Origin of the sequence: Nocardia sp. NPDC057353, from assembly GCF_042667085.1 — a bacterium.
In the GTDB taxonomy this organism is placed as follows: Bacteria; Actinomycetota; Actinomycetes; order Mycobacteriales; family Mycobacteriaceae; genus Nocardia.
On record NZ_JBHVAK010000004.1, the window covers coordinates 141,754 to 161,397 of the forward strand.

8 protein-coding genes are annotated in these 19,644 nt (G+C 75.5%); 2 read left to right on the forward strand and 6 right to left on the reverse strand.

The window, feature by feature from the left end; genetic code table 11:
- Window positions 1–27 precede the first annotated feature (27 nt).
- On the reverse strand, window positions 28–852 hold the full coding sequence (locus ACFUUZ_RS03660) for an alpha/beta fold hydrolase (RefSeq protein WP_378692178.1): 825 nt from the start codon (window positions 850–852) through the stop codon (window positions 28–30).
- 121 nt (window positions 853–973) lie between these two features.
- The gene (locus ACFUUZ_RS03665) at window positions 974–1,471 is read right to left on the reverse strand and encodes a tellurite resistance TerB family protein (RefSeq protein WP_378692180.1); all 498 of its coding nucleotides are present in this window, start codon (window positions 1,469–1,471) and stop codon (window positions 974–976) included.
- Window positions 1,472–1,789: 318 nt separating this feature from the next.
- Between ACFUUZ_RS03665 and ACFUUZ_RS03670 the strand changes: the two genes are divergently transcribed.
- Complete coding sequence (locus ACFUUZ_RS03670; RefSeq protein WP_378692265.1) at window positions 1,790–3,352, forward strand: alkaline phosphatase D family protein; 1,563 nt, start codon at window positions 1,790–1,792, stop codon at window positions 3,350–3,352.
- Between the two features lie 56 nt (window positions 3,353–3,408).
- Window positions 3,409–3,945: an LppA family lipoprotein gene (locus ACFUUZ_RS03675; protein ID WP_378692182.1), complete on the forward strand. Its 537-nt coding sequence runs from the start codon at window positions 3,409–3,411 to the stop codon at window positions 3,943–3,945.
- A 78-nt stretch (window positions 3,946–4,023) separates the two neighbouring features.
- On the opposite strand, the gene ACFUUZ_RS03680 is transcribed toward ACFUUZ_RS03675, so the two are convergent.
- From ACFUUZ_RS03680 to ACFUUZ_RS03695, 4 genes are read right to left on the reverse strand one after another with little or no spacing between them, the layout of a single operon-like run.
- Window positions 4,024–4,830 carry an ABC transporter permease gene (locus tag ACFUUZ_RS03680; protein WP_378692184.1) on the reverse strand — a complete coding sequence of 269 codons (807 nt, stop codon included), beginning with the start codon at window positions 4,828–4,830 and terminating at the stop codon, window positions 4,024–4,026.
- On the reverse strand, window positions 4,830–5,642 hold the full coding sequence (locus ACFUUZ_RS03685) for an ABC transporter permease (protein ID WP_378692186.1): 813 nt from the start codon (window positions 5,640–5,642) through the stop codon (window positions 4,830–4,832). Before ACFUUZ_RS03685 ends, ACFUUZ_RS03680 begins: the two co-directional genes overlap by 1 nt.
- On the reverse strand, window positions 5,639–6,598 hold the full coding sequence (locus ACFUUZ_RS03690; RefSeq protein ID WP_378692188.1) for an ATP-binding cassette domain-containing protein: 960 nt from the start codon (window positions 6,596–6,598) through the stop codon (window positions 5,639–5,641). The genes ACFUUZ_RS03685 and ACFUUZ_RS03690 overlap by 4 nt, the downstream gene beginning before the upstream one ends.
- Window positions 6,595–19,602: an amino acid adenylation domain-containing protein gene (locus tag ACFUUZ_RS03695; RefSeq protein ID WP_378692190.1), complete on the reverse strand. Its 13,008-nt coding sequence runs from the start codon at window positions 19,600–19,602 to the stop codon at window positions 6,595–6,597. The genes ACFUUZ_RS03690 and ACFUUZ_RS03695 overlap by 4 nt, the downstream gene beginning before the upstream one ends.
- Window positions 19,603–19,644: the final 42 nt, after the last annotated feature.

Sequence of the window (19,644 nt, forward strand, 5' to 3'; positions counted from 1 at the left end):
GGCACAGTCAAGGGCTGGTTCCGCGGGTCAGCCCGCGGCGCGCGCCGCCTCGGCGACGATGCCCGCGACCGCGTCCGGCTGCGAGACGTAGGAGGCGTGCGAGGCGGCGACCTCGGCGGTGCGGCCCGGCGCCACCCGCTGCGCGGTCTCCCGCTGCAGCGCGGGCGGGATGACCCGGTCCTCGGTGGAGACCAGGTACCAGCTCGGGGTGTCCGCCCATGAGGGGTCGCCGGTGCGCTCCAGATTCGCCGTCGCGGCGAGGGTGCGCTGGTTGCGGTACATTTCGGCCGCCTTCGCGGGCGCGACGTCCTGGCAGAAGACCTCGCGGAAGAACGGCTCGGTGACGAAGGCGTCCAGGTTCACCCCGGCGGGCCCCGCCGGGTCGGCGACCGGCTTCACCAGCAGCGCGGGCGGAAGCAGCAGGCTGCCCGGGTGCGCGAGCGGGTTCACCAGCTCGGCCAGCAGCTGGTTCCGCTCCGGGGCGTAGGCGGCGACGAAGACGTTGGCCGTGACGTCCGGGTCGTGCGTATTGGTGATGACGGCGCCGCCGTAGGAGTGGCCGACCAGCACGATCGGGCCGTCGATCCCGGCCAGGAACTCGGTCAGCCGGGCGGCGTCGTTGGCGATCCCGCGCAGCGGGGTGTCGAAGGTGCGCACCGCGATGCCGTCCGCCGCGAGCCGGTCGGCGACGTCGGACCAGCCGGAGGAGTCGGCGAAGGCGCCGTGCACCAGCACCACGGTCGGGGTGGGGGCGGCCTGCGCGGGGGCGGCGGCGATGCCGAGCGCGAGGGCGGCGGCGATCGCGGTGCCCGCGGCGCGGCTCCGGAAGCGGGCGGTTCGTCGGGCGTTCATGGGTTCCTCCGTCGATCGTCGGGACGCACGGCACCGGGCGCGGACTGCTCCGAGCGTGCCATACCGGAGATTCGCTACGCGGGTGCCGACGGTTTGCGGAGGCTTCGAGCGGGCGCTGCCGTCAGCGCGGCAGCTCCAGCATGGGCGGGATGCCGAGGGCGGCGCAGGCGTCGCGCACGGCGTGCACCTCGGCGGGGGAGAGCGTGCCGTCGGCGTTCGCGATCATGATGCCGATCTGCACCACCGCCCGCGCCTGCTCCGGCTTGTTCGCCACCTTGGTGATCTGCTGCATGACGTGCGCGCGGCCGAAGGCGGGGTCATGGACCAGGCGGTCGCAGTTGCCGTCGAACAGGGTGCGCAGCTGGTCGGCGGGGAAGTTGTCCAGCACCGGGTCGGCGGTGATCAGCCCGGCGACCTGCGCCCGCTCCTCGGCGGTGACGGTGCCGTCGGCGGCGGCGACCAGCGCGCACATCCCCATCACCGCGTCCCGGAACGCGCCGCTGGTGAATTCGTTCTTCTTCGTCATGAGCTGCGAGCGCCACTGCGGCGCCTTGTCCACCAGGTCCATCAGCCGGGTGACGGTGTGGCCGGAACTCAGCAGCTTGTTCAGGAACGACATGACGGACTCCCGCGGCAGGGGGCGGCGCTCCGCCCCGGCGAATGTTCGGAAGGTAGCAGACGCGGGGGTGCGGTGCGCCGCGATCGGCCGGGTGCCGCTACCGGCCGGGTGCCGCGATCGGTCGCTGGGCGGGAGCGGCCGAGATGCGAGCGCCGAGGCGCACGGGCGCGCGGGGACATCTCGACGGCATGCCGCATTGTGCGGTTGAAGCCCGGGTGAATTCCGCCGGGCCGGGGTGGTGTTTCCGGTCGGGACCGTCCAGGATGGCGAAACGTGGGAGCACCGAGCGAAGCGCCGCGGGTCGGCCGTCGGACCGTGATGAAGGGCGGTGCGGTCGCGGCGGCGGCCGTCGTGGCGGGAACGGGGCGTGCCGTCGCGCAGCCCGCGGTGTTCGGGCACGGCGTCGCCTCCGGCGATCCGCTGCCGACCGGCGTGATCCTCTGGACCCGGGTGACGCCCGCGCCGGACGCCACCCCCGGCTCCGGCCGCGGCGGCGATGTCACCGTGCGCTGGGAGGTGGTTCGCGACGGCACCGCCGTCGCCGCCGGAACCGCGGTGGCCACAGCGGATTCCGACCACACCGTCAAGGTCGACGCCGCGGGCCTCGCGCCGGGCACCGACTACGAGTACCGGTTCACCGCGCTCGGCGCCACCTCGCCGACCGGCCGCACCAGGACCGCACCGGCCGCGGCCGACACCCCGGAGCGGCTGCGCTTCGGCGTCGTCTCCTGCTCGAACTGGGAGGCCGGGTACTTCGGCGCCTACCGGCACCTGGCGGCCCGCGGCGACCTGGATGCCGTGCTGCACCTGGGCGACTACCTGTACGAGTACGAGCGCGGCGAGGCGGGCGCGGTGCGCGCGCACGACCCCGCGCACGAGATCACCACGCTCGCCGACTACCGGCTCCGGCACGCGCAGTACAAGACCGACCCCGATCTGGCGCTGCTGCACGCGTCGGTGCCGTTCATCGCCACCTGGGACGACCACGAGACCGCCAACAACGCCTGGTCCGGCGGGGCGGAGAACCACGACCCGGCCACCGAGGGCGGGTGGGCGGCCCGCCGGGCCGCGGCGACGCGGGCCTACCGGGAGTGGATGCCGGTCCGCGACACCGCCGACGGCAGGCTCTACCGGCGGCTGCGCTTCGGCGCGCTGGCCGAGCTCTCCCTGCTCGACCTGCGCAGCTACCGCGACCGGCAGGTGCGTCCTGGACCGGAGATCGATGCCCCCGAGCGCAGCATCACCGGCCGGGACCAGCTGGACTGGCTGATCGGCGGGCTGGAGTCGGCGCCGGTCCGGTGGAAGCTGGTCGGCAACCCGGTCATGATCGCCCCGCTGCTCTTCCCGCCGCTCGATCCCGCGGTGACGGCGGGGCTGGCCGGGACGCTCGGGATCCCGGCGGGCGGCCTCCCGCTCAACGCCGACCAGTGGGACGGCTACACCGCCGACCGGAACCGGCTCTTCCGCGCGGTGCACGGCGGCGGGGTCGACGGGGTCCTCTTCCTCACCGGGGACATCCACAGCTCCTGGGCCGCCGACCTCCCCCTGGACGCCGCGGCCTACCCGGCGGGGCCGGTCGTGGGCGCGGAGTTCGTCGTCCCGTCGGTGACCTCGGGGAGCCCGGGCGACATCGCCGGGCCCGCGGCGCGCGGCGCCGTCACCGCCGCCGAGCACGCGGTGCGCGACATCAACCGGCACCTGCGCTACCTGGACCTGGCCGCGCACGGCTACGGCGTGCTGCACCTGGACGCCGGGCAGGCGCAGATGGACTGGTTCTACCTGCTCGACGTCGCCGACCCGGACTCCGGCGTCCGGCACGGTCGCTCGCTCGGCGTCGGCGCCGCGGGCCGGATCGAGCCCAGGCCCGGCCCGGTCGGCTGAGCGAAACGCCGCGCCCCGGATCGGCGAAGTCCCCGGTGACGATCGGGGGAGGAACCATGTCGATCCGCATCACCGCCCTGCTCGCGGCGGCCTGCACGCTGAGCGGCTGCGCCACCCTGCTCGGCTACCCCGCGGACCCGCCGAGCCGGGCCGAGTACGACGCGGCCGCCGCCGAGGTCGCGGCGCTCCCGCGCGCCGCCGAGTCGGAGCGGGCCCTGCTCGACGCCGTCGAGCGGATCGCCGCCGCGGCGACGGCGCTCGCGCCCGGCCTGGAATGGCGCTCCGATCCGGAGCGCCCGCGCGTCCAGGGCGGCTGCACCGGCGTCTACGGCCCGACCGGCGGCGTGAACGTCGGCCTCGCGCGCCGGGTCGCCGCAGGCACGCTGCCCGCCGATCGCTGGTCCGAGCTCCAGCAGACCGCCCGCGAGCTCGCCGCCGCCATCGGCGCCGCCGACATGCGCCCCGGCACCGGGACTCCGCCGAATCACCACGTCACCTTCGAGGGCGCCCGAGCGAGTGACCCCGGCATCTCGGTGTACGCCGACTACCGATCGCTGACGATCACCGCGCACACCGGGTGCAGGCTGCCGTAGCCGTTCCGCCGCGGCCCGGCTGCCCGGGAAGCGGCGCTCCGCGTCGGCTGCCCCGCCCCTGGCTCGGCCTGCGGCCGATCACCGCCTGCTCGCCCGCCGGTACCCGATCGCCGCGGGCACCGCGAAGACCACGATGGCGCCGAGCGACCAGGCCAGGGTCAGGGTGAGCGGGCGGGCCAGCGCGCCGCCCGCGGCGAGCGCGCGCATGGTGTCGACGGCGGCGGAGAGCGGCTGGTTCTGCACCACCGGCTGGATCCACTGCGGGTAGGCGGCGAGCGGGACGAAACCGGTGCTGAAGAACATCATCAGCGAGGTGACGATGGTGATCCCCTCCACCAGCGTGGATTTCGCGGTGAAGACCGCCACCGCGGTGACCAGGGTGGCGAAGGCCAGCCCGAAGAGCACCGGAATGCCGAAGAAGGCCAGCGACGGCAGCACCCCCTGCTGGAACCGGAAGCCGAGCAGGTACCCGACCGCGACGATGGCGACGGTGCCGAGCAGGATGCGGCAGCCCTCGGCCAGGATCCGGGAGGCGAGCCCGGAGCCGCGGTGCACCGGAAGCACCCAGAACCGGGCGAGCAGCCCGGCGTCCCGCTCCCGGCCGAGCAGGATGCCGCCCGCCACCGCGCCGGAGAGCGCGCCGACCACCGCGACCAGCGGCACCGAGCCGAAGAGCGCCTCGCTCCCGGTGAAGCGCCGGATCTGCCCGCCGATCACGGTGTCGAGCATGACCAGCAGCAGGCACGGGACGATCAGCGTCTCCAGCAGCGTGACCGGATTGCGGACCCAGCGCACCAGCAGCCGCCGGGTCTGGATCAGGGTGTGCGAACCGAAGGCGAGCAGCGAGGACTCGGCGACGGTCGCACGGCTTGCGGTGGGAATCATCAGGCCCTCCTGCGGCTCAGCCGGACGGACAGCGGAATGCAGAGCGCGACGATGCCGAGCGCCCAGGCCAGCGGCGGCGCCAGCAGCGACCAGGTGACGGTGCCCGCGTTCGGCAGCGAGTCGCCCGCCAGCGCGCGCAGCGCGGCCGCCCACTGCGAGACCGGCTGGTTGCGCACGAAGGGCTGCACCCACTCCGGGAACTGCTCCGCGGGGGCCAGCCCGGTGGAGAGCATGCCGAAGATGAGCGGCGGAAGCACCAGCGCCTGCGCGGTCGCCTCCGGGCTGCGCGAGGCGGTGCCGATGACATCCGCGCCCAGGCAGAGCGCGACGCCGATGAGCAGCGAGAAGAGCAGGAAGCCCGCGGTGTGGGCCGGGCCAGCGTAGAAGCGGAAGCCGATCACGTGCCCGCAGGCGATCGCGGTGAGCAGCGCGACCACCAGCCGGAAGACATTGCCCGCGAGCCGGGCCGCGGCGGGCACCAGCGGGCCGACCGGCATCGAGCCCCAGCGCCGGTTCAGCCCGGAGACGGCGTCGGAGGCGGCCCGGAAAGCCGCCGACACCGCGGTGAAGGCGGACGCCTGCAGGATCACCAGCGGCATCAGGTACTGCGCGTAGCTGCTGAAACCGGTGCCCGCGAAGGTCATGATGGTCTTCAGCGGAATGTAGAAGCTCGCGGTGAAGGTCACCGGCGCCAGCACCGAGTTGACCACCTCGCCGGAGCGCAGCGCCGGGGCCACCAGCCGGGTGGTGAGCACCCACCACTGCTGCGCCACCCGCGGCACGGCGGTGCCGTCGGCCAGCCACGCGGTCATGGCGTCACCTCGATGGAGGTGGCGAGGTGGCCGGTGAGCTGTAGGAAGACGTCGTCGAGCGAGGGGCGGCGGAGCGCGATGTCGACCAGCTCGACCCCGGCGCCATCCAGCCTGCGCAGCGCCTCGGCGAGCGTCTTGGCGCCGTCCGGGGCCGGGATGGCGATCCGGTCGGCGTCCGGGGCCGGGTACCGGTCGTCGGGCAGCAGCGAGCCGAGCGCGCGGGCGACCGCGGGCAGGTCGGCGGTGCTGAGCGGGACGATCTCGCAGTAGCTGCCGCCGGTGCGCGACTTGAGCTGGTCGGCGGTGCCCTCGGCGATCACCCGGCCCTGGTCGATCACGATGATGCGGTCGCTGAGCGCGTCCGCCTCCTCCAGGTACTGGGTGGTGAGCAGCGTGGTGATCCCGGCCTTCTTGAAGCCCGCGACCAGGTCCCACACCCCCTGCCTGCTGCGCGGGTCCAGCCCGGTGGTCGGCTCGTCGAGGAAGACCACCTCCGGGCGCACCACCAGCCCGCAGGCGATGTCGATGCGCCTGCGCATGCCGCCGGAGTAGGTGCCGACCGGGCGTCCCGCGGCGCGCTCCAGGTCGAACTCGCCGATCAGCTCGTCCGCGCGCAGCCGCGCCTCGCGCTTGCGCAGCCCCATCAGCCTGCCGAACATCACCAGGTTCTGGTGCCCGCTGAGCATGTCGTCGAGCGCGGCGTACTGGCCGGTGAGCATGATCGAGCGGCGCACCGAGGCCGGGTCGGCGACCACGTCGTGCCCGGCCACCAGCGCGCGGCCGCGGTCCGGCTCGATCAGCGTGGAGAGGATGTTGACGGTGGTGGTCTTGCCCGCGCCGTTCGGCCCGAGGATGCCGAGCACCTCGCCGGGGTCGGCGCGGAAGTCGATGCCGCGCAGTGCTTGCACGGAACCGAAGGACTTCTCGATTCCGGTGACGACGACGCCGTGGGTCATCGCTGGCCTCCCAGGTGCTGGTCGAGCACGCGCGCGACGATCGGGAGCGCGTGCGGTGCGGTGAGTTCGTCGTGGCTGACGGCCACGTCGTGGTTGGTGATGGCGCCGGTGACGTAGGGCCGCCAGTTCTCCGCGCCGAAGATCTCCGAGCTGTCCACGGTGGCCGAGACGTAGACCAGGTCGCCGTGGAAGACCGGGCGCCGGTAGCCGGTCCTGGTGTGCGCGGTGGCGTTGTGCGAGGCCGCCATCCGCTCCAGGGTCGCGGCGTCGATCAGCGCGGCCCCGAGTCGCTCCTCGATGAGCGCCGCCGCCTGCGCCGCGGTGGCGTCGGCGGGGACGTCCTCGATGCCGAAGACCGAGCCGAAGGCGTTCACGAAGGCGCCGGGGGTGAGCGGCTCGAAGCTGTCGCCGTCCAGATCGGCGGTGTCGGCATCGAGCAGCGCGACCACCCCGACCTCGACGCCCGCCCGCTCCAGGCGAGCGGCGATGGCGTGCGCGATCAACCCGCCGTAGGACCAGCCGAGCAGGTGGTACGGCCCCTCCGGCTGCAGCGCCCTGATCTCCCGGATGTAGCGCTCGGCGAACTCGTCGATGCTGCGCACCGACGGCTCCCGCCCGCTCAGGTCCGGCGCCTGCAGCCCGTAGATCGGGCGGCCCGGCTCGAGCAGCTCGGCCAGGCCCAGGTAGGTCCAGGCCATGCCGGAGGAGGGGTGCACGCAGAACAGCGCGGGCGCGGTGCCCTCGGCCCGGATCGGCAGCACCACGTCCAGGCCGAGCCCGGATCCGGCGTCGGGAACGGGGGTCTCGGCGAACTCCAGCGCCGCCTCCGATCCGGCGAAGGCGGCGGCCGCGGCGAGCATGGCCAGCCACTCGTCGGCGAGCCTGCCCGCGAACGCCTCGTCCAGCAGCTCGCCCGGGTAGCCGACGGTGATCTGCAGCCGGTCCCTGACCACGAGGGCGTTGATGTCGAGCACCGACTGCAGCGGCACGTCCGCGTGCTCGGTCGGGTGCAGCTCGCCGAGGTCGTCGGTGGGCAGCCAGCCGAGGCCGTCCAGCCCGGCCGGGATGTCACCGGTGGCGTAGCGGCCCAGATAGTTCACGCTGACCTGGCCGGGCAGCCGATCGGGTAGCCGCGCCGCCGTCTCCTGGTTCAGGTAGCGCAGCAGCCCGAAGCCGATCCCCTTGTCGGGGATGGCGCGTAGTTGCCGGTGCGCGGCCCTGATGGCGGCGCCCATGGCGTACCCGCCGGTCAGCGCCTCGGCCGGGTCGATGCCGGTGAGGTCGAGCCGGGCCGGGTAGACGCTGGTGAACCAGCCGAGCGTGCGGGAGAGGTCGGCGCCGGGCACGATCTCCTCCTGCCTGCCGTGCCCCTCCAGCCGGAGCAGCACCGGGTCGCCGTCGCCGCGCAGCCGCAGCAGGGCCAGCGCCAGGGTGGCGAGCAGCGCGTCCTCGACGCCGCCGCCGAAGATGCCGGGCAGCGCGGTGAGCAGCGCCGCGGTGACCTCGGGGGCGGCCTCGCGGTCGAGCAGCCGGAGCGTGCCGGTGGTGTCGACGGCGGGGTCGAGCGCCCGGTCGCCGAGCAGCGGGTCCGGGGTGGCGGCGACCGCGCGCCAGTGCTCGAGCTCGGCCACGCGGGCGTCGCTGTGCGCGGCCTCGGCGAGCGCGGTGGCCCAGCGGCGCATGGAGGTCCCGGTCTCGGCGAGCACCGGGGTGGCGCCCGCCGAGACCTGCGCCCACGCCGCGATCAGGTCCGGGATCAGGATGCGCCAGGAGACGCCGTCGATCACCAGGTGGTGCGCGACGACGATGAGCCTGCCCGCGCCCTCCGCCGGGTCGAGCCAGACGAACTGCAGCACGGTGCCGGTCGCCGGGTCGAGGCGGTCCAGCGCCGCGTCCAGCTCGCTCGCCGCGTGCTCGCGCAGCTCCACCGGGTCGGTGGCGGTGTGCCGCACCCGGTGCAGCAGCGCGGCCGCGTCCACCGAACCCGGCTCGGCGACCAGCACCCGCGGCTCGCCGTGCGTGACCAGCCGGGCACGCAGCATGTCGTGCCGGTCCAGCACCGCGGTCAGGGTGGCGACGATGCCCGGCTCGTCGATGCCCGGCGGCAGCTCCAGCACCGCGGTCTGCGCGAAGCGGCGGTGATCGCCGCCGCGCTCCAGCATGTAGTGCCCGATCGGCGGCAGCGGGAACTCGCCGACCCCGCCGCCGGGCAGCTCGTCCAGCGTCACCGCGGGGCCGCTCGCGTCGGCGGCCGCGGCCAGCGCCGCCACCGTCCGGTGCTCGAAGACCTGCAGCGGGGTGCAGAGCACGCCGTGCTGCTTGGCCCGGGAGACCAGCTGGATGGCGAGGATGCTGTCGCCGCCCAGCGCGAAGAAGGAATCGTCGGCGCCGACCCGGTCCACGCCGAGCAGCTCGGCGCAGACCGCGGCCAGGACCCGCTCGGTCGGCGTCTCCGGGGCCCGGTAGCCCGCCCGCTCGGCGGCGAACTCCGGGGCGGGCAGCGCGGCCCGGTCCAGCTTGCCGACCGGGGTCAGCGGCAGCGCGTCCAGCACCACGAAGGCGGCGGGGACCATGTAGCCGGGCAGCACCGCGGCCGCCGCCGCGCGCACCCGGTCCACGTCGACCGCGGCGCCGGGCGCGCGCACCAGGTAGGCGGCGAGCGCGGTGCCGCCGCCCGGCCCGGCGACGCCGAGCGTGACCGCCTGCCCGACCCCGTCGGCCCGGCTCAGCACCGCGTCGATCTCGCCGAGCTCGATGCGCTGGCCGCGCACCTTCACCTGGAAGTCGGTGCGGCCGAGATACTCCAGCCGCAGCGCGCCGCCGGAGCGCACCCAGCGCACCAGGTCCCCGGTGCGGTACAGCCTGCCGCCGCCGACCGGGTTCGCCACGAACCGCGCCGCGGTCAGCTCGGGACGGCCGTGGTAACCGCGGGCCAACCCGGCCCCGGCCAGGTACAGCTCCCCGGCGACGCCGACCGGCACCGGCCGCAGCCGGTCGTCCAGCACCAGCACCGCCGCGCCGCGGATCGGGGCGCCGATGGTGACCGGCGCGCCCGCCGCCAGCGGCTCGGAGGCGGTGGCCCAGATGGTGCTCTCGGTCGGGCCGTACAGGTTCACCAGGGATCGCCCGGTCGCCCAGCGGGCCACCAGCTCCGGGCCGACCGCCTCGCCCGCCACCGCGAGCAGCCGCACGCCGGGCACGGCCGCCGGGTCGATGGTGGCCAGCGCGGACGGCGTGATCACCAGGTGGCTCACGGCCTCGGCGGCGATCAGCGCGGCCAGCGGCTCGCCGCCGAAGACCGCGGGCGGCGCGACGATCGCGGCGCCGCCGTGCCCGAAGGCCATGAGCGCCTCGAAGATCGAGGCGTCGAAGCTCGGCGAGGCCACCTGCAGCACCCGCGCGGTCTCGTCCAGCGCCAGCAGCTCCCGCTGCGCGGCGACCAGGTCGGCGATGCCGCGGTGCGCGACCGCGACGCCCTTCGGGGTGCCGGTGGAGCCGGAGGTGTAGATCAGCCAGGCGGTGACGTCCGGGTGCACGGCGGGCAGCGCCGCCGCCACGCGGTCGAGCGTGGCCGGGTCGTCCAGCACCAGCCAGTCGACGGTGTCCGGCAGCAGGTCCCGGTACTCGGCGGTGGTGATGCCGGTGCGGGCGCCGGAGTCGGTGAGCATGTGCGCGATCCGCTCGGCCGGGTGCTTCGGGTCCACCGGGAGGAAGGCGGCGCCCGCCAGCGCCGCCGCCCAGACGCCGGTGAGGAGGTCGGCGCCGCGCGGCAGCCCGAGCGCGACCACCGCGCCGGTGTCGGCGCCGCGCAGCAGCCGGGCCAGCCGGGTGCCGCGCTCGGCCAGCTCACGGTAGGTCAGGGTGGTGCCGTCGGCGACCACCGCCGGGCGGTCGGGGACGCGCGCTGCGGTGCTCGTCAGGATCTCCGGCAGCGTTGCGGTGCCGACGGTTTCGGGGCCGGTGACCGGCACCAGCGCGGCGCGCTCGGCCTCGGTCAGCAGGTCGATGTCGCTCAGCCGGGTCTCCGGCGCGGCGGCCACCGCGGCGAGGACGCGCTGCCAGCGCTCCGCGATGCCGCGCGCGGTGGCGGCGTCGAAGAGGTCGGTGGCGTAGGTGAGCACCCCGCTCAGCCCGTCCGCGTGCTCGCGCAGATCGAAGGTCAGGTCGAACTGCGAGGCGCTACGGTCGAAGTCCTGCACCTCGACCCGCAGCCCGGGCAGCTCCAGCACCGGCTCGGCGTAGTTCTGCAGGCTCAGCGAGACCTGGAAGAGCGGGTGGTGCGCGGTCGAGCGGGCCGGGTCGAGCACCTGCACCAGCCGCTCGAACGGCACGTCGGTGTGCGCGAAGGACTCCAGGTCGATCGCGCGCACCGTCGCCAGCAACTCGGCGAAGGTCGCGGTCGGGTCGACCGGGGTGCGCAGGGCGAGGGTGTTCACGAACATGCCGACCAGGTCGTCCAGCGCCCGGTCGCCGCGCCCGGCCACCGGGGTGCCGACGACCACGTCGCCGGTGCCGCTCAGCCGCGCGGCGAGCACCGCGAGCGCGGCGTGCGCCACCATGAACAGGCTCGCCCCGTTCGCCCCCGCCAGCTCGCGCAGCGCGCGGTGCAGCACCGGGTCGACGGTGAAGTCCAGGTCGGCGCTGTGCAGCGACTGCACCGCGGGGCGGGGGCGGTCGGTGGGCAGCTCGAGCACGTCCGGCGCGCCCGCCAGCGCCTCGGTCCAGAAGCGGAGCTGCCGCGCGGCGAGCGAGTCCGGGTCGGCTTCGGCGCCGAGCAGCTCGCGGTGCCAGAGCGCGAAGTCCGCGTACTGCACCGGCAGCGGCTCCGGCTCGGTGGCGAGCCCGGCGGTCCGCCGGGCGTAGGCGGTCACCAGGTCGGTGGCGAGCGGCGCCATCGAGGCGCCGTCGGCGCTGATGTGGTGCACCACCAGGAGCACCACGTGCGTCTCCCGGCCGAGCCGGAAGACGGTGGCGCGCAGCGGGGTCTGCTCGGTCAGGTCGAAGCCGGTGCCCGCCGCGGCGGTGACGGCGGCGCGCAGCGCGGCGGGCGCCACCGCCAGCACCGGGACCTCCGGCACGGCGTCGGCGGCGGGCAGCACCACCTGGCGCGCCCCCTCGGAGTCGGCCGGGTAGACGGTGCGCAGGCTCTCGTGCCTGGCCACCAGGTCGCCGAAGGCGGCGCGCAGCGCGGCGGTGTCCAGCGCGCCGGTGAGCCGCAGCGCCACCGCGATGTTGTAGCCGGGCGAGTCCGGGTCCATCCGGTTCAGCACCCACATGCGCTGCTGCGCGGGGGAGAGCGGGATCCGGTCCGGCCGCACCCCGGCCGCGAGCGCGGTCCCGCCCGCCCCCGCGGGCACCACCCGCGCCGCCAGCTGCGCGACGGTGGGCGCGTCGAAGAGGTCGCGCAGCGCGATCCGCGACCCCAGCGCGGCGTTCACCCGCGCCACCACCTTGGTGGCGCTCAGCGAGTTCCCGCCGAGCTCGAAGAAGGACTGGTCCGCGCTGACCCGCTCGGCGCCGAGCACCTCGGCGAAGACCGCGGCCACCGCCTCCTCGACCGGGGTGCGCGGCGCCAGGTACGGGCGGGCGGCGCCCGCGAAGTCCGGGGTCGGCAGCGCCGCCCGGTCCAGCTTGCCGACGGGGGTGAGCGGGATGGTGTCGAGCACCACCACGTGCGAGGGCACCATGTACCCGGGCAGCACCGCCGCCACCCGCTCGCGCAGCAGCTCGACGTCGAGCGCGGTATCGGCGGCGGGCAGCACGTAGGAGACCAGCACGGGCGCCCCGGCCGGGCCCGCCCTTCCGATGGTGACGGCGTACTCCACCTGCTCGTCCTTCGACAGCACGGCGTCGATCTCGCCCAGCTCGATCCGCAGCCCGCGGATCTTCACCTGGAAATCGCTGCGGCCCAGGTACTCCAGGGCCAGACCGCTCCCCTCCGGCACCCAGCGCACCAGGTCGCCGGTGCGGTACATGCGGCTGCCCGGCGCCCCGTACGGGTCGGCGACGAAGCGCCCCGCCGTCATGGCGAACCGGTTGAAGTAGCCGCGGGCCAGCGCGGGCCCGGACAGGTACAGCTCGCCGGGGACGCCGACCGGCACTGGGCGCAGCCAGCCGTCCAGGACCACGGTGGCGGCGCCGCGAATCGGCCCGCCGATGGTGATGCCCGTGCCCGGGGTCAGCTCCGCCGGACCGGTGGCCCAGATGCTGAACTCAGTGGGGCCGTACAGGTTCACCATGCGCCGCCCCGGCGACCAGCGCTCGACCAGCTCGGGGGTCGCGGCCTCGCCTGCGACGCCGAGCAGCCGCAGCTCGGTCAGCCCGGCCGGTTCCATGGTGGCCAGCGCGGAGGGGGTGATCACGGCGTGCGTCACCGACTCGGTGCGCAGCAGCTCGACCAGGGCGTCGCCGCCGTACACCTCCGGCGGGGCGACCACGAGCCGGCCGCCCGCGGTGTGCGCGGTGAGCAGCTCGGCGACCGAGGCGTCGAAGCTGGGCGAGGCGACCTGCAGCATGCTCGCGGTGGGGTCGACGCCGAGCGTCTCCTGCTGCGCGGTCACCAGATTCGCGATGCCGCGGTGGCTGAGCAGCACCGCCTTCGGCTTGCCGGTGGAGCCGGAGGTGTAGATCAGGTACGCCGTCTGCTCCAGGTCGATCGGGCCGCCGCGCTCGGCGTCGGTGATCGGCGCGTCGGAGACGGTCAGCACCCGGCGGATGGTGTTCAGGTCGTCGAGCAGCAGCCAGTCGATGCTGCTCGGCAGCGTCTCGCCGGTCGCGGTCACGGTGACCCCGATCGGCGCGCGGGAGTCGGCGAGCATGTGCTCGATCCGCTCCACCGGGTGGTTCGGGTCCAGCGGCGCGAAGGCGGCGCCGGTCTTGGCCAGCGCCCAGACCGCCACCACCGACTCCAGCGAGCGGGTCAGCGCCAGGATCACGAAGACCTCGCGGCCGATCCCGCGGCGCAGCAGCATCCGGGCGAACCGGTTGGACCAGGCGTCCAGCTCGGCGTAGGTCATGGCGAGGTCGCCGGAGCGCACCGCGACCGCGGCGGGGTCGACGGCCGCGCCGGCGGTGAGCAGCTCGGGCAGCGTGCGCGGCGGCACCGGCGGCAGCCCGCGCACCGGGGTGAGCGCGCCGAGTTCGGCGTCGTCGCAGGTGCGGATGTGCGCGACCGGGGTGTCCGGGTGGGTGGCGAGCTGGTCGGTGAGCCGGACGAACCGGTCGAGCAGCGGCCGCGCGGCGTCCGGGGCGAGGTGCCCGGTCAGGTACTTCAGCGTCACCTGCCAGGTGTCGCCGTCGTCGCCGCGCTGCGGAACGATCATGAGGTTCAGCGGGTACGGGGTGGCGTCGGTGCCCTCCACGTCCAGCACCCGCATCCCGGCCACGTCCAGCGCCTGGGAGAGCGCGGCGCGGTCGATCGGGTAGGACTCGAAGACGGTGAGGGTGTCGAAGAGCTCGGCCAGCCCGACCGCTTCGTGGATGGCGGCCAGCCCGACGTGCTGGTGGTCGAGCAGCGCGGCCTGCTCGGCCTGCACCCGTGCCAGCAGCCCGGCCGCGGTCTCGGCCGGGTCCAGCCGCACCCGCACCGGCAGCGTGTTGATGAAGAGCCCGATCAGCTCCTCGACGCCGGGCAGCTCCGGCGGCCGCCCGGAGACGGTGCCGCCGAACACCACGTCGGTGCGGCCGGTGAGCATCGCCAGCAGCAGCGCCCACCCCGCCTGCACCAGGGTGTTCACCGTGGCGCCCGCCCCGCGGGCCGCGGCCTCCCAGCGCGCGACGGTGGCGCGCGGCAGCTCGACGGTCACCGCGCCGGTCTCGGCGGTGTCGATCCCCGCCAGGCTGGGCAGCGCGCGGGTCGGGGTGTCGATCCCGGCCAGCGACGCGGTCCAGGCGGCCAGCGAGGCGGCGTCGTCGCGCTCGGCCAGCCAGGCCAGGAACTCGCGGTAGGAGTGCGGGGCGGGCAGCGCGGCGGCGTCGCCCGCGGTGACGTACAGGGTGAGCAGCTCGCGCACCAGCAGCGGCGTCGACCAGCCGTCCAGCACCAGGTGGTGGTTGGTCATGATCAGCCGGTAGGTGTCGGCGGGCAGCCGGACCAGGGTGAACCGGACCAGCGGCGGCCGGTCCAGCTCGAACCGGGTGCGGGCGTCGACCGCGACGATCCGGTCCAGCTCGCGCCGCCGCTCCTCGGCGTCGGCGACCCGGCGCAGGTCGAGCTCGTGCCAGCCCACCTCGGCGCGGCCGAGCACCAGCTGCCGCGGCCCGTCCGCGGTCTCCACGAAGGCCACCCGCAGGTTCTCGTGCCGGTCGATCACCGCCTGCGCGGCGGTGCGCAGCCGGGCCGCGTCCACCGTGCCCGCCAGGGTGAGCAGCGACTGCACGGTGTAGCCGTCGGCGGTGTCGGTGTCGTAGACGGCGTGGAAGAGCAGCCCGTACTGCAGCGGCGAGAGCGGCCAGACGTCGGTGAGCCCCCGGTACCCGCGCTCCCACTCCTCGATCTGCGGCTGGGCGGTGGTGACCAGCGGGAAGTCGGACGGGGTCCGGCCGCCCGCCGCCGGGTCGCCGGCGTGCGCGGCGATGGCGCGCAGCGCGGCGTCCCAGAGCTCGGCCAGCTCGGCGATCTCGGCGGCGGTCAGCAGCCGGGCGGCGTACGCCCAGGTGACCTCCAGCCCGGCCGCGGTGCGCACCGCGTTGATGTCGATCGCGGCGGCCAGCGGGGCCCGGTCGTCCTGGGTGGCGGCGAACCGGCGGGGCAGCCAGGGGCCGCTCTCGTCGGTCTCGGCCCGGCCCAGGTAGTTGAAGCTCAGCTGCGGGGTCGGCGCCCCGGCGAGCGCGGCCGCGGTCTCGGGGTTCAGGTAGCGCAGCATGCCGTAGCCGATGCCCTTGTCCGGCACCGCGCGCAGCTGCTCCTTGACGGCCTTGATCGCCGCGCCAGCGGCCGGGCCGCCCGCGAAGGCGTCCGCGAGGTCGATGCCGGTCAGGTCCAGCGCCACCGGGTGCACGGTGGTGAACCAGCCGACGGTGCGGGCCAGGTCGGCGCCGGGCAGGACGGTCTCGGCGCGGCCGTGGCCCTCCAGGGTGACCAGCGTGGACCGGCGGTCGCGCCAGCGCGCGACCGCCAGCGCCAGCGCGGCGAGCAGCACGTCGTCGGCGCCGCAGTGGAAGCGGTCGGCGGCCGGGCCGAGCACGGCGTCGGCGATCTCCGGCGCGATCACGGTGCCGGTCTGCGCCATGGTGGCGACGACGTCGCGGGCCGGGTCGAGCGCGGCGGTGCCGAGCGGCGGGTCGTCGGTGGCGGCGATGCGCTGCCAGAGCGGCAGCTCGGCGGCGCGGCCCGCGGCGTGTTCGCGCTCGCCGTGCGCCCAGCGCCGGAAGGAGGTTCCGGTCGGGGCGAGCGGGCCGCCCATGGCGGCGGTGGCCAGGTCGGGGAGCAGGATGCGCCAGGAGACGCCGTCGGTGACCAGGTGGTGCAGCACCAGCCAGGCCAGCGGCTCGGCGCGGTCGAGCACCACCACGCGCAGCATGACCCCGGCCGCGGGGTCGAGCCGGTCCGCGGCGGCGTCCAGCGCGGCGTCGAGGTCGGCGTCGCCGGGGACGGTGTCGATCAGCGCGGCGGCGTCGACGGTGCCGGGGGCGGCGACCTGCCAAGTCCAGCCGTCGGCGTCGTTCCGGGCGCCGTGCTCGACGCCGTCGTCTCCGATGCGGCGCAGGCTCGAGCGCAGCAGGTCGTGGTGGTCGAGCAGCCGCTGCAGCGCGGGCGCGAGGTCGAGCCCGGCGGGCAGCCCGACGAGCACCGCCTGCCCGAAGCGCCGCCAGTTCTCACCCTGCTCCAGCATGGCGCGCACGATCGGGGTGAGCTCGACCGCGCCGACCCCGCCGCCGGGCAGTTCGCGCACCGCCACCGCGGCGACCTCGGTGGCGACCGCGGCCAGCGCCGCGACGGTCTTGCGCTCGAAGACGTCGCGCGCGGTGATGCCGAGCCCGGCCGCCTTGGCCCGGGAGACCAGCTGGATGGAGACGATGCTGTCGCCGCCGAGCGCGAAGAAGCTCTCGTCCACCCCGACCGCGTCCAGCCCGAGTACCTCGGCGAAGAGCGCGGCGATGGTCTCCTCGCGCGGGGTGGCGGGCGCCCGGCCGGTGCCGGTGCGGGCCCCGAAATCGGGGGCGGGCAGCGCCCTCCGGTCCACCTTGCCGAGCGGGGTCAGCGGGACGCTGTCCAGCAGCAGCACCGCCGACGGCACCATGTAGGCGGGCAGCGTCTCGCCCGCGGCGGCCTTCAGCGCCTCCGGGTGCGGGGCGGCGCCGGGGCGGGGCAGCACGTAGGAGACCAGCGCGGTGGCGCCGGACGGGGTCGCGGCGCCGACGGTGAGCGCCCACTCGACGTCGGGGTGGCGGTGCAGCGCGGCGTCGATCTCGCCCAGCTCGATCCGGAAGCCGCGCACCTTCACCTGGAAGTCGCCGCGGCCCAGGTACTCCAGCTCGCCGCCGCCGGTCCAGCGCACCAGGTCGCCGGTGCGGTACATGCGCCCGCCGGGCGTGTGCGGGTCGGCGACGAACCTGGCCGCGGTGAGCCCGGTGCGCCGGTGGTAGCCGCGGGCCACGCCGGGCCCGGCCAGGTACAGCTCGCCGGTGGTGCCGACCGGCACCGGGCGCAGCCACGGGTCGAGCACCAGCGCCGCCACGCCCGGCTGCGGGGCGCCGATGGTGACCGGCGCGTCCGGGTCGAGCGGGGCGCTGAGCGTCGCGGTGACCGTGGTCTCGGTGGGGCCGTAGCCGTTCAGCAGGGTCCGGCCCGCCCAGCGCGCGACCAGCTCCGGCGGGCAGGCGTCGCCGCCGACCACCACGGTGCGCAGCGCGGGCAGGGTCTCCGGGTCCAGCGAGCCGACCACGGTCGGGGTGACGTTCAGGTGCGTCACCCGGTGCGCGCGCAGCACCGCGGCCAGCTCCTCGCCCGCGTAGGCCGAGGGCGGAACGACGGCCAGCGTCGCGCCGCGGGCCAGCGCCACCAGGATCTCCTCCACCGAGATGTCGAAGCTCGGCGAGACCGCGTGCGCCACCACGGAACCGGCGCCGACCCCGAAGCCGTCGCCGGAGCCCGCGACCAGCCCGGCCAGGCCGCGGTGCGTCACCACCACGCCCTTGGGCAGCCCGGTCGAGCCCGACGTGTAGATGACGTACGCTGCCTGGTCCGGGTGCGCGGCGACCGCGATCGGGCCCGCGTCGTGCGCGGCGATTCGCGCCGCGGTGGCCGGGTCGTCCGGCACCAGCCAGTCGATCCGGTCCGGCAGCGCCGCGCGCACCGCGCCGGCGGTCACACCCGCGACCACGGCGCTGTCGGCGAGCATGTGCTCGATCCGGTCGGCCGGGTAGGTGGGGTCGACCGGGACGAAGGCCGCGCCGGTGCGCGCCACCGCCAGCGTCGCCAGCACCGACTCCGGGGAGCGCGGGATCGACACGGCCACCGCGGTTTCCGGTCCGGCGCCGCGGGCGATCAGCTCGCGTGCCAGCCGCGCGGTGGCGGCGTCCAGCTCGGCGTGGGTGAGCGCGGTGTCGCCCCCGACGAGCGCCACCGCGCCGCGGTCGATGCCGAACCCGGCGTCGATGATCTCGGGCAGCGTGCGGACGGCGGGCCCCCGCGCGCCGCGCACCGGGGCCAGCGCCGCGCGCTCGGCATCGGTGAGCACGGTCAGCGCGGCCAGCGGGGCGTCCGGCCCCGCGGCCAGGAAGCGGTGCAGAAAGTGCAGGAAGCGACGGTGCTGCGCGGCCAGCTCGGCCTCGCTGTAGAGCCGGGCATTGCCCTGGAAGTCGATGTGCGTGCTCTCGCCGCCGACCCCCGGGTACAGGTTGACGAACAGGTCGTCGATCAGCCCTGAGGTCAGCACGTGCAGCCGCCCGGTGACGGCGCCGAGCCGGATCCTGGTGTCGACCATCATCAGGTTGACCGACGGCCCGAAGGAGGCGGTCTCGTCCATGGCGCGGCCCTGGTCGCGGAAAATGTCCTCCTGGCGGTAGCGCTGGCGGCGCAGCGCGCCGGTCAGCTCGCCCTGCGCGGCACGGATGACGTCGCCGACCGTTGTCCCCGGCCGCACCGCCAACCGCAGCGGCACCACATTGGCGATCATCCCGCCCGAGCGCCGCAGCGCGGCGGTGGTCCGCGCCGAGACCGGGAGCGACAGCACCACCTCGGGCGCGCCGGTCATGGCCGCGAGGTAGGCGCCGAAGGCGGCCACCACGGTCGGCGCCACCCCGGAGTTCACCGCGGCGGCCACCGACTCCAGCAGCTCCGCGGTCGCGGCGGGCAGCGCGCCGGAGACCCGGTTCGGGTGCCCGTCCACCGCCGCCACCCGGCCCGCCAGGTTCACCGGGTCGGCCATCCCGGCCAGGTGCTCCAGCCAGTACTCGCGGTCGGCCGCGAACCGGCCGGACTCCCGGTAGGCGCGGTCGGCGGCCACGATGGCGCGCAGGTCGTCGGCCTTGGCGGCGGGCGGCTCGACGCCGTCCACCGCCGCGTTGTACAGCTCGCCGGTGCGCTGCACCATGGCCAGCGCGCCCATCCCGTCCAGCACCAGGTGGTGGATCCGGGAGTACCAGAACCAGCGGTCGTCCCCGACCCGCAGCATCGCCACCCGCACCAGCCGGTCCGCGGCCGGGTCCAGCGGGGCCCGGTACTCGGCCTGCATCCAGGCCTGTGCGGCCGCCGCCGGGTCCGGCTCGGCGCGCAGGTCGACCAGGTCGAGGCTGTCGTCGAGCGCGGTGTCGACCAGCTGGTACGGCCGCCCGTCGGCCTCGCCGATCCGCAGGTACCCGGTACCGAACTCGCGGCCGGCCTGCCGCGCCACCCGCTCCAGCAGGGTGGCGTCGACGGCACCGCTCAGCTCGACGTACTGGGCGATCGAGATCGGCACCGAGCCCGCGATGTGCTGCGCGAACCAGATACCGAGCTGCGCCGCGGAGAGCTCGAAGGCGCCCTCCGGGATCCGGGTGGCCGGGGGAGTGAGCTGCTGCATGGGAACGTTCCTTCTGCCCGCTACCGCGGGCGCGCGGTCGGG

Excerpts from the sequence above, each read along its gene's own strand:
- ACFUUZ_RS03660 (WP_378692178.1), bottom strand. The coding sequence starts at position 852 with ATGAACGCCCGACGAACCGCCCGCTTCCGGAGCCGCGCCGCGGGCACC.
- ACFUUZ_RS03665 (WP_378692180.1), bottom strand. The coding sequence starts at position 1,471 with ATGTCGTTCCTGAACAAGCTGCTGAGTTCCGGCCACACCGTCACCCGG.
- ACFUUZ_RS03670 (WP_378692265.1), top strand. The coding sequence starts at position 1,790 with ATGAAGGGCGGTGCGGTCGCGGCGGCGGCCGTCGTGGCGGGAACGGGG.
- ACFUUZ_RS03675 (WP_378692182.1), top strand. The coding sequence starts at position 3,409 with ATGTCGATCCGCATCACCGCCCTGCTCGCGGCGGCCTGCACGCTGAGC.
- ACFUUZ_RS03680 (WP_378692184.1), bottom strand. The coding sequence starts at position 4,830 with ATGATTCCCACCGCAAGCCGTGCGACCGTCGCCGAGTCCTCGCTGCTC.
- ACFUUZ_RS03685 (WP_378692186.1), bottom strand. The coding sequence starts at position 5,642 with ATGACCGCGTGGCTGGCCGACGGCACCGCCGTGCCGCGGGTGGCGCAG.
- ACFUUZ_RS03690 (WP_378692188.1), bottom strand. The coding sequence starts at position 6,598 with ATGACCCACGGCGTCGTCGTCACCGGAATCGAGAAGTCCTTCGGTTCC.
- ACFUUZ_RS03695 (WP_378692190.1), bottom strand. The coding sequence starts at position 19,602 with ATGCAGCAGCTCACTCCCCCGGCCACCCGGATCCCGGAGGGCGCCTTC.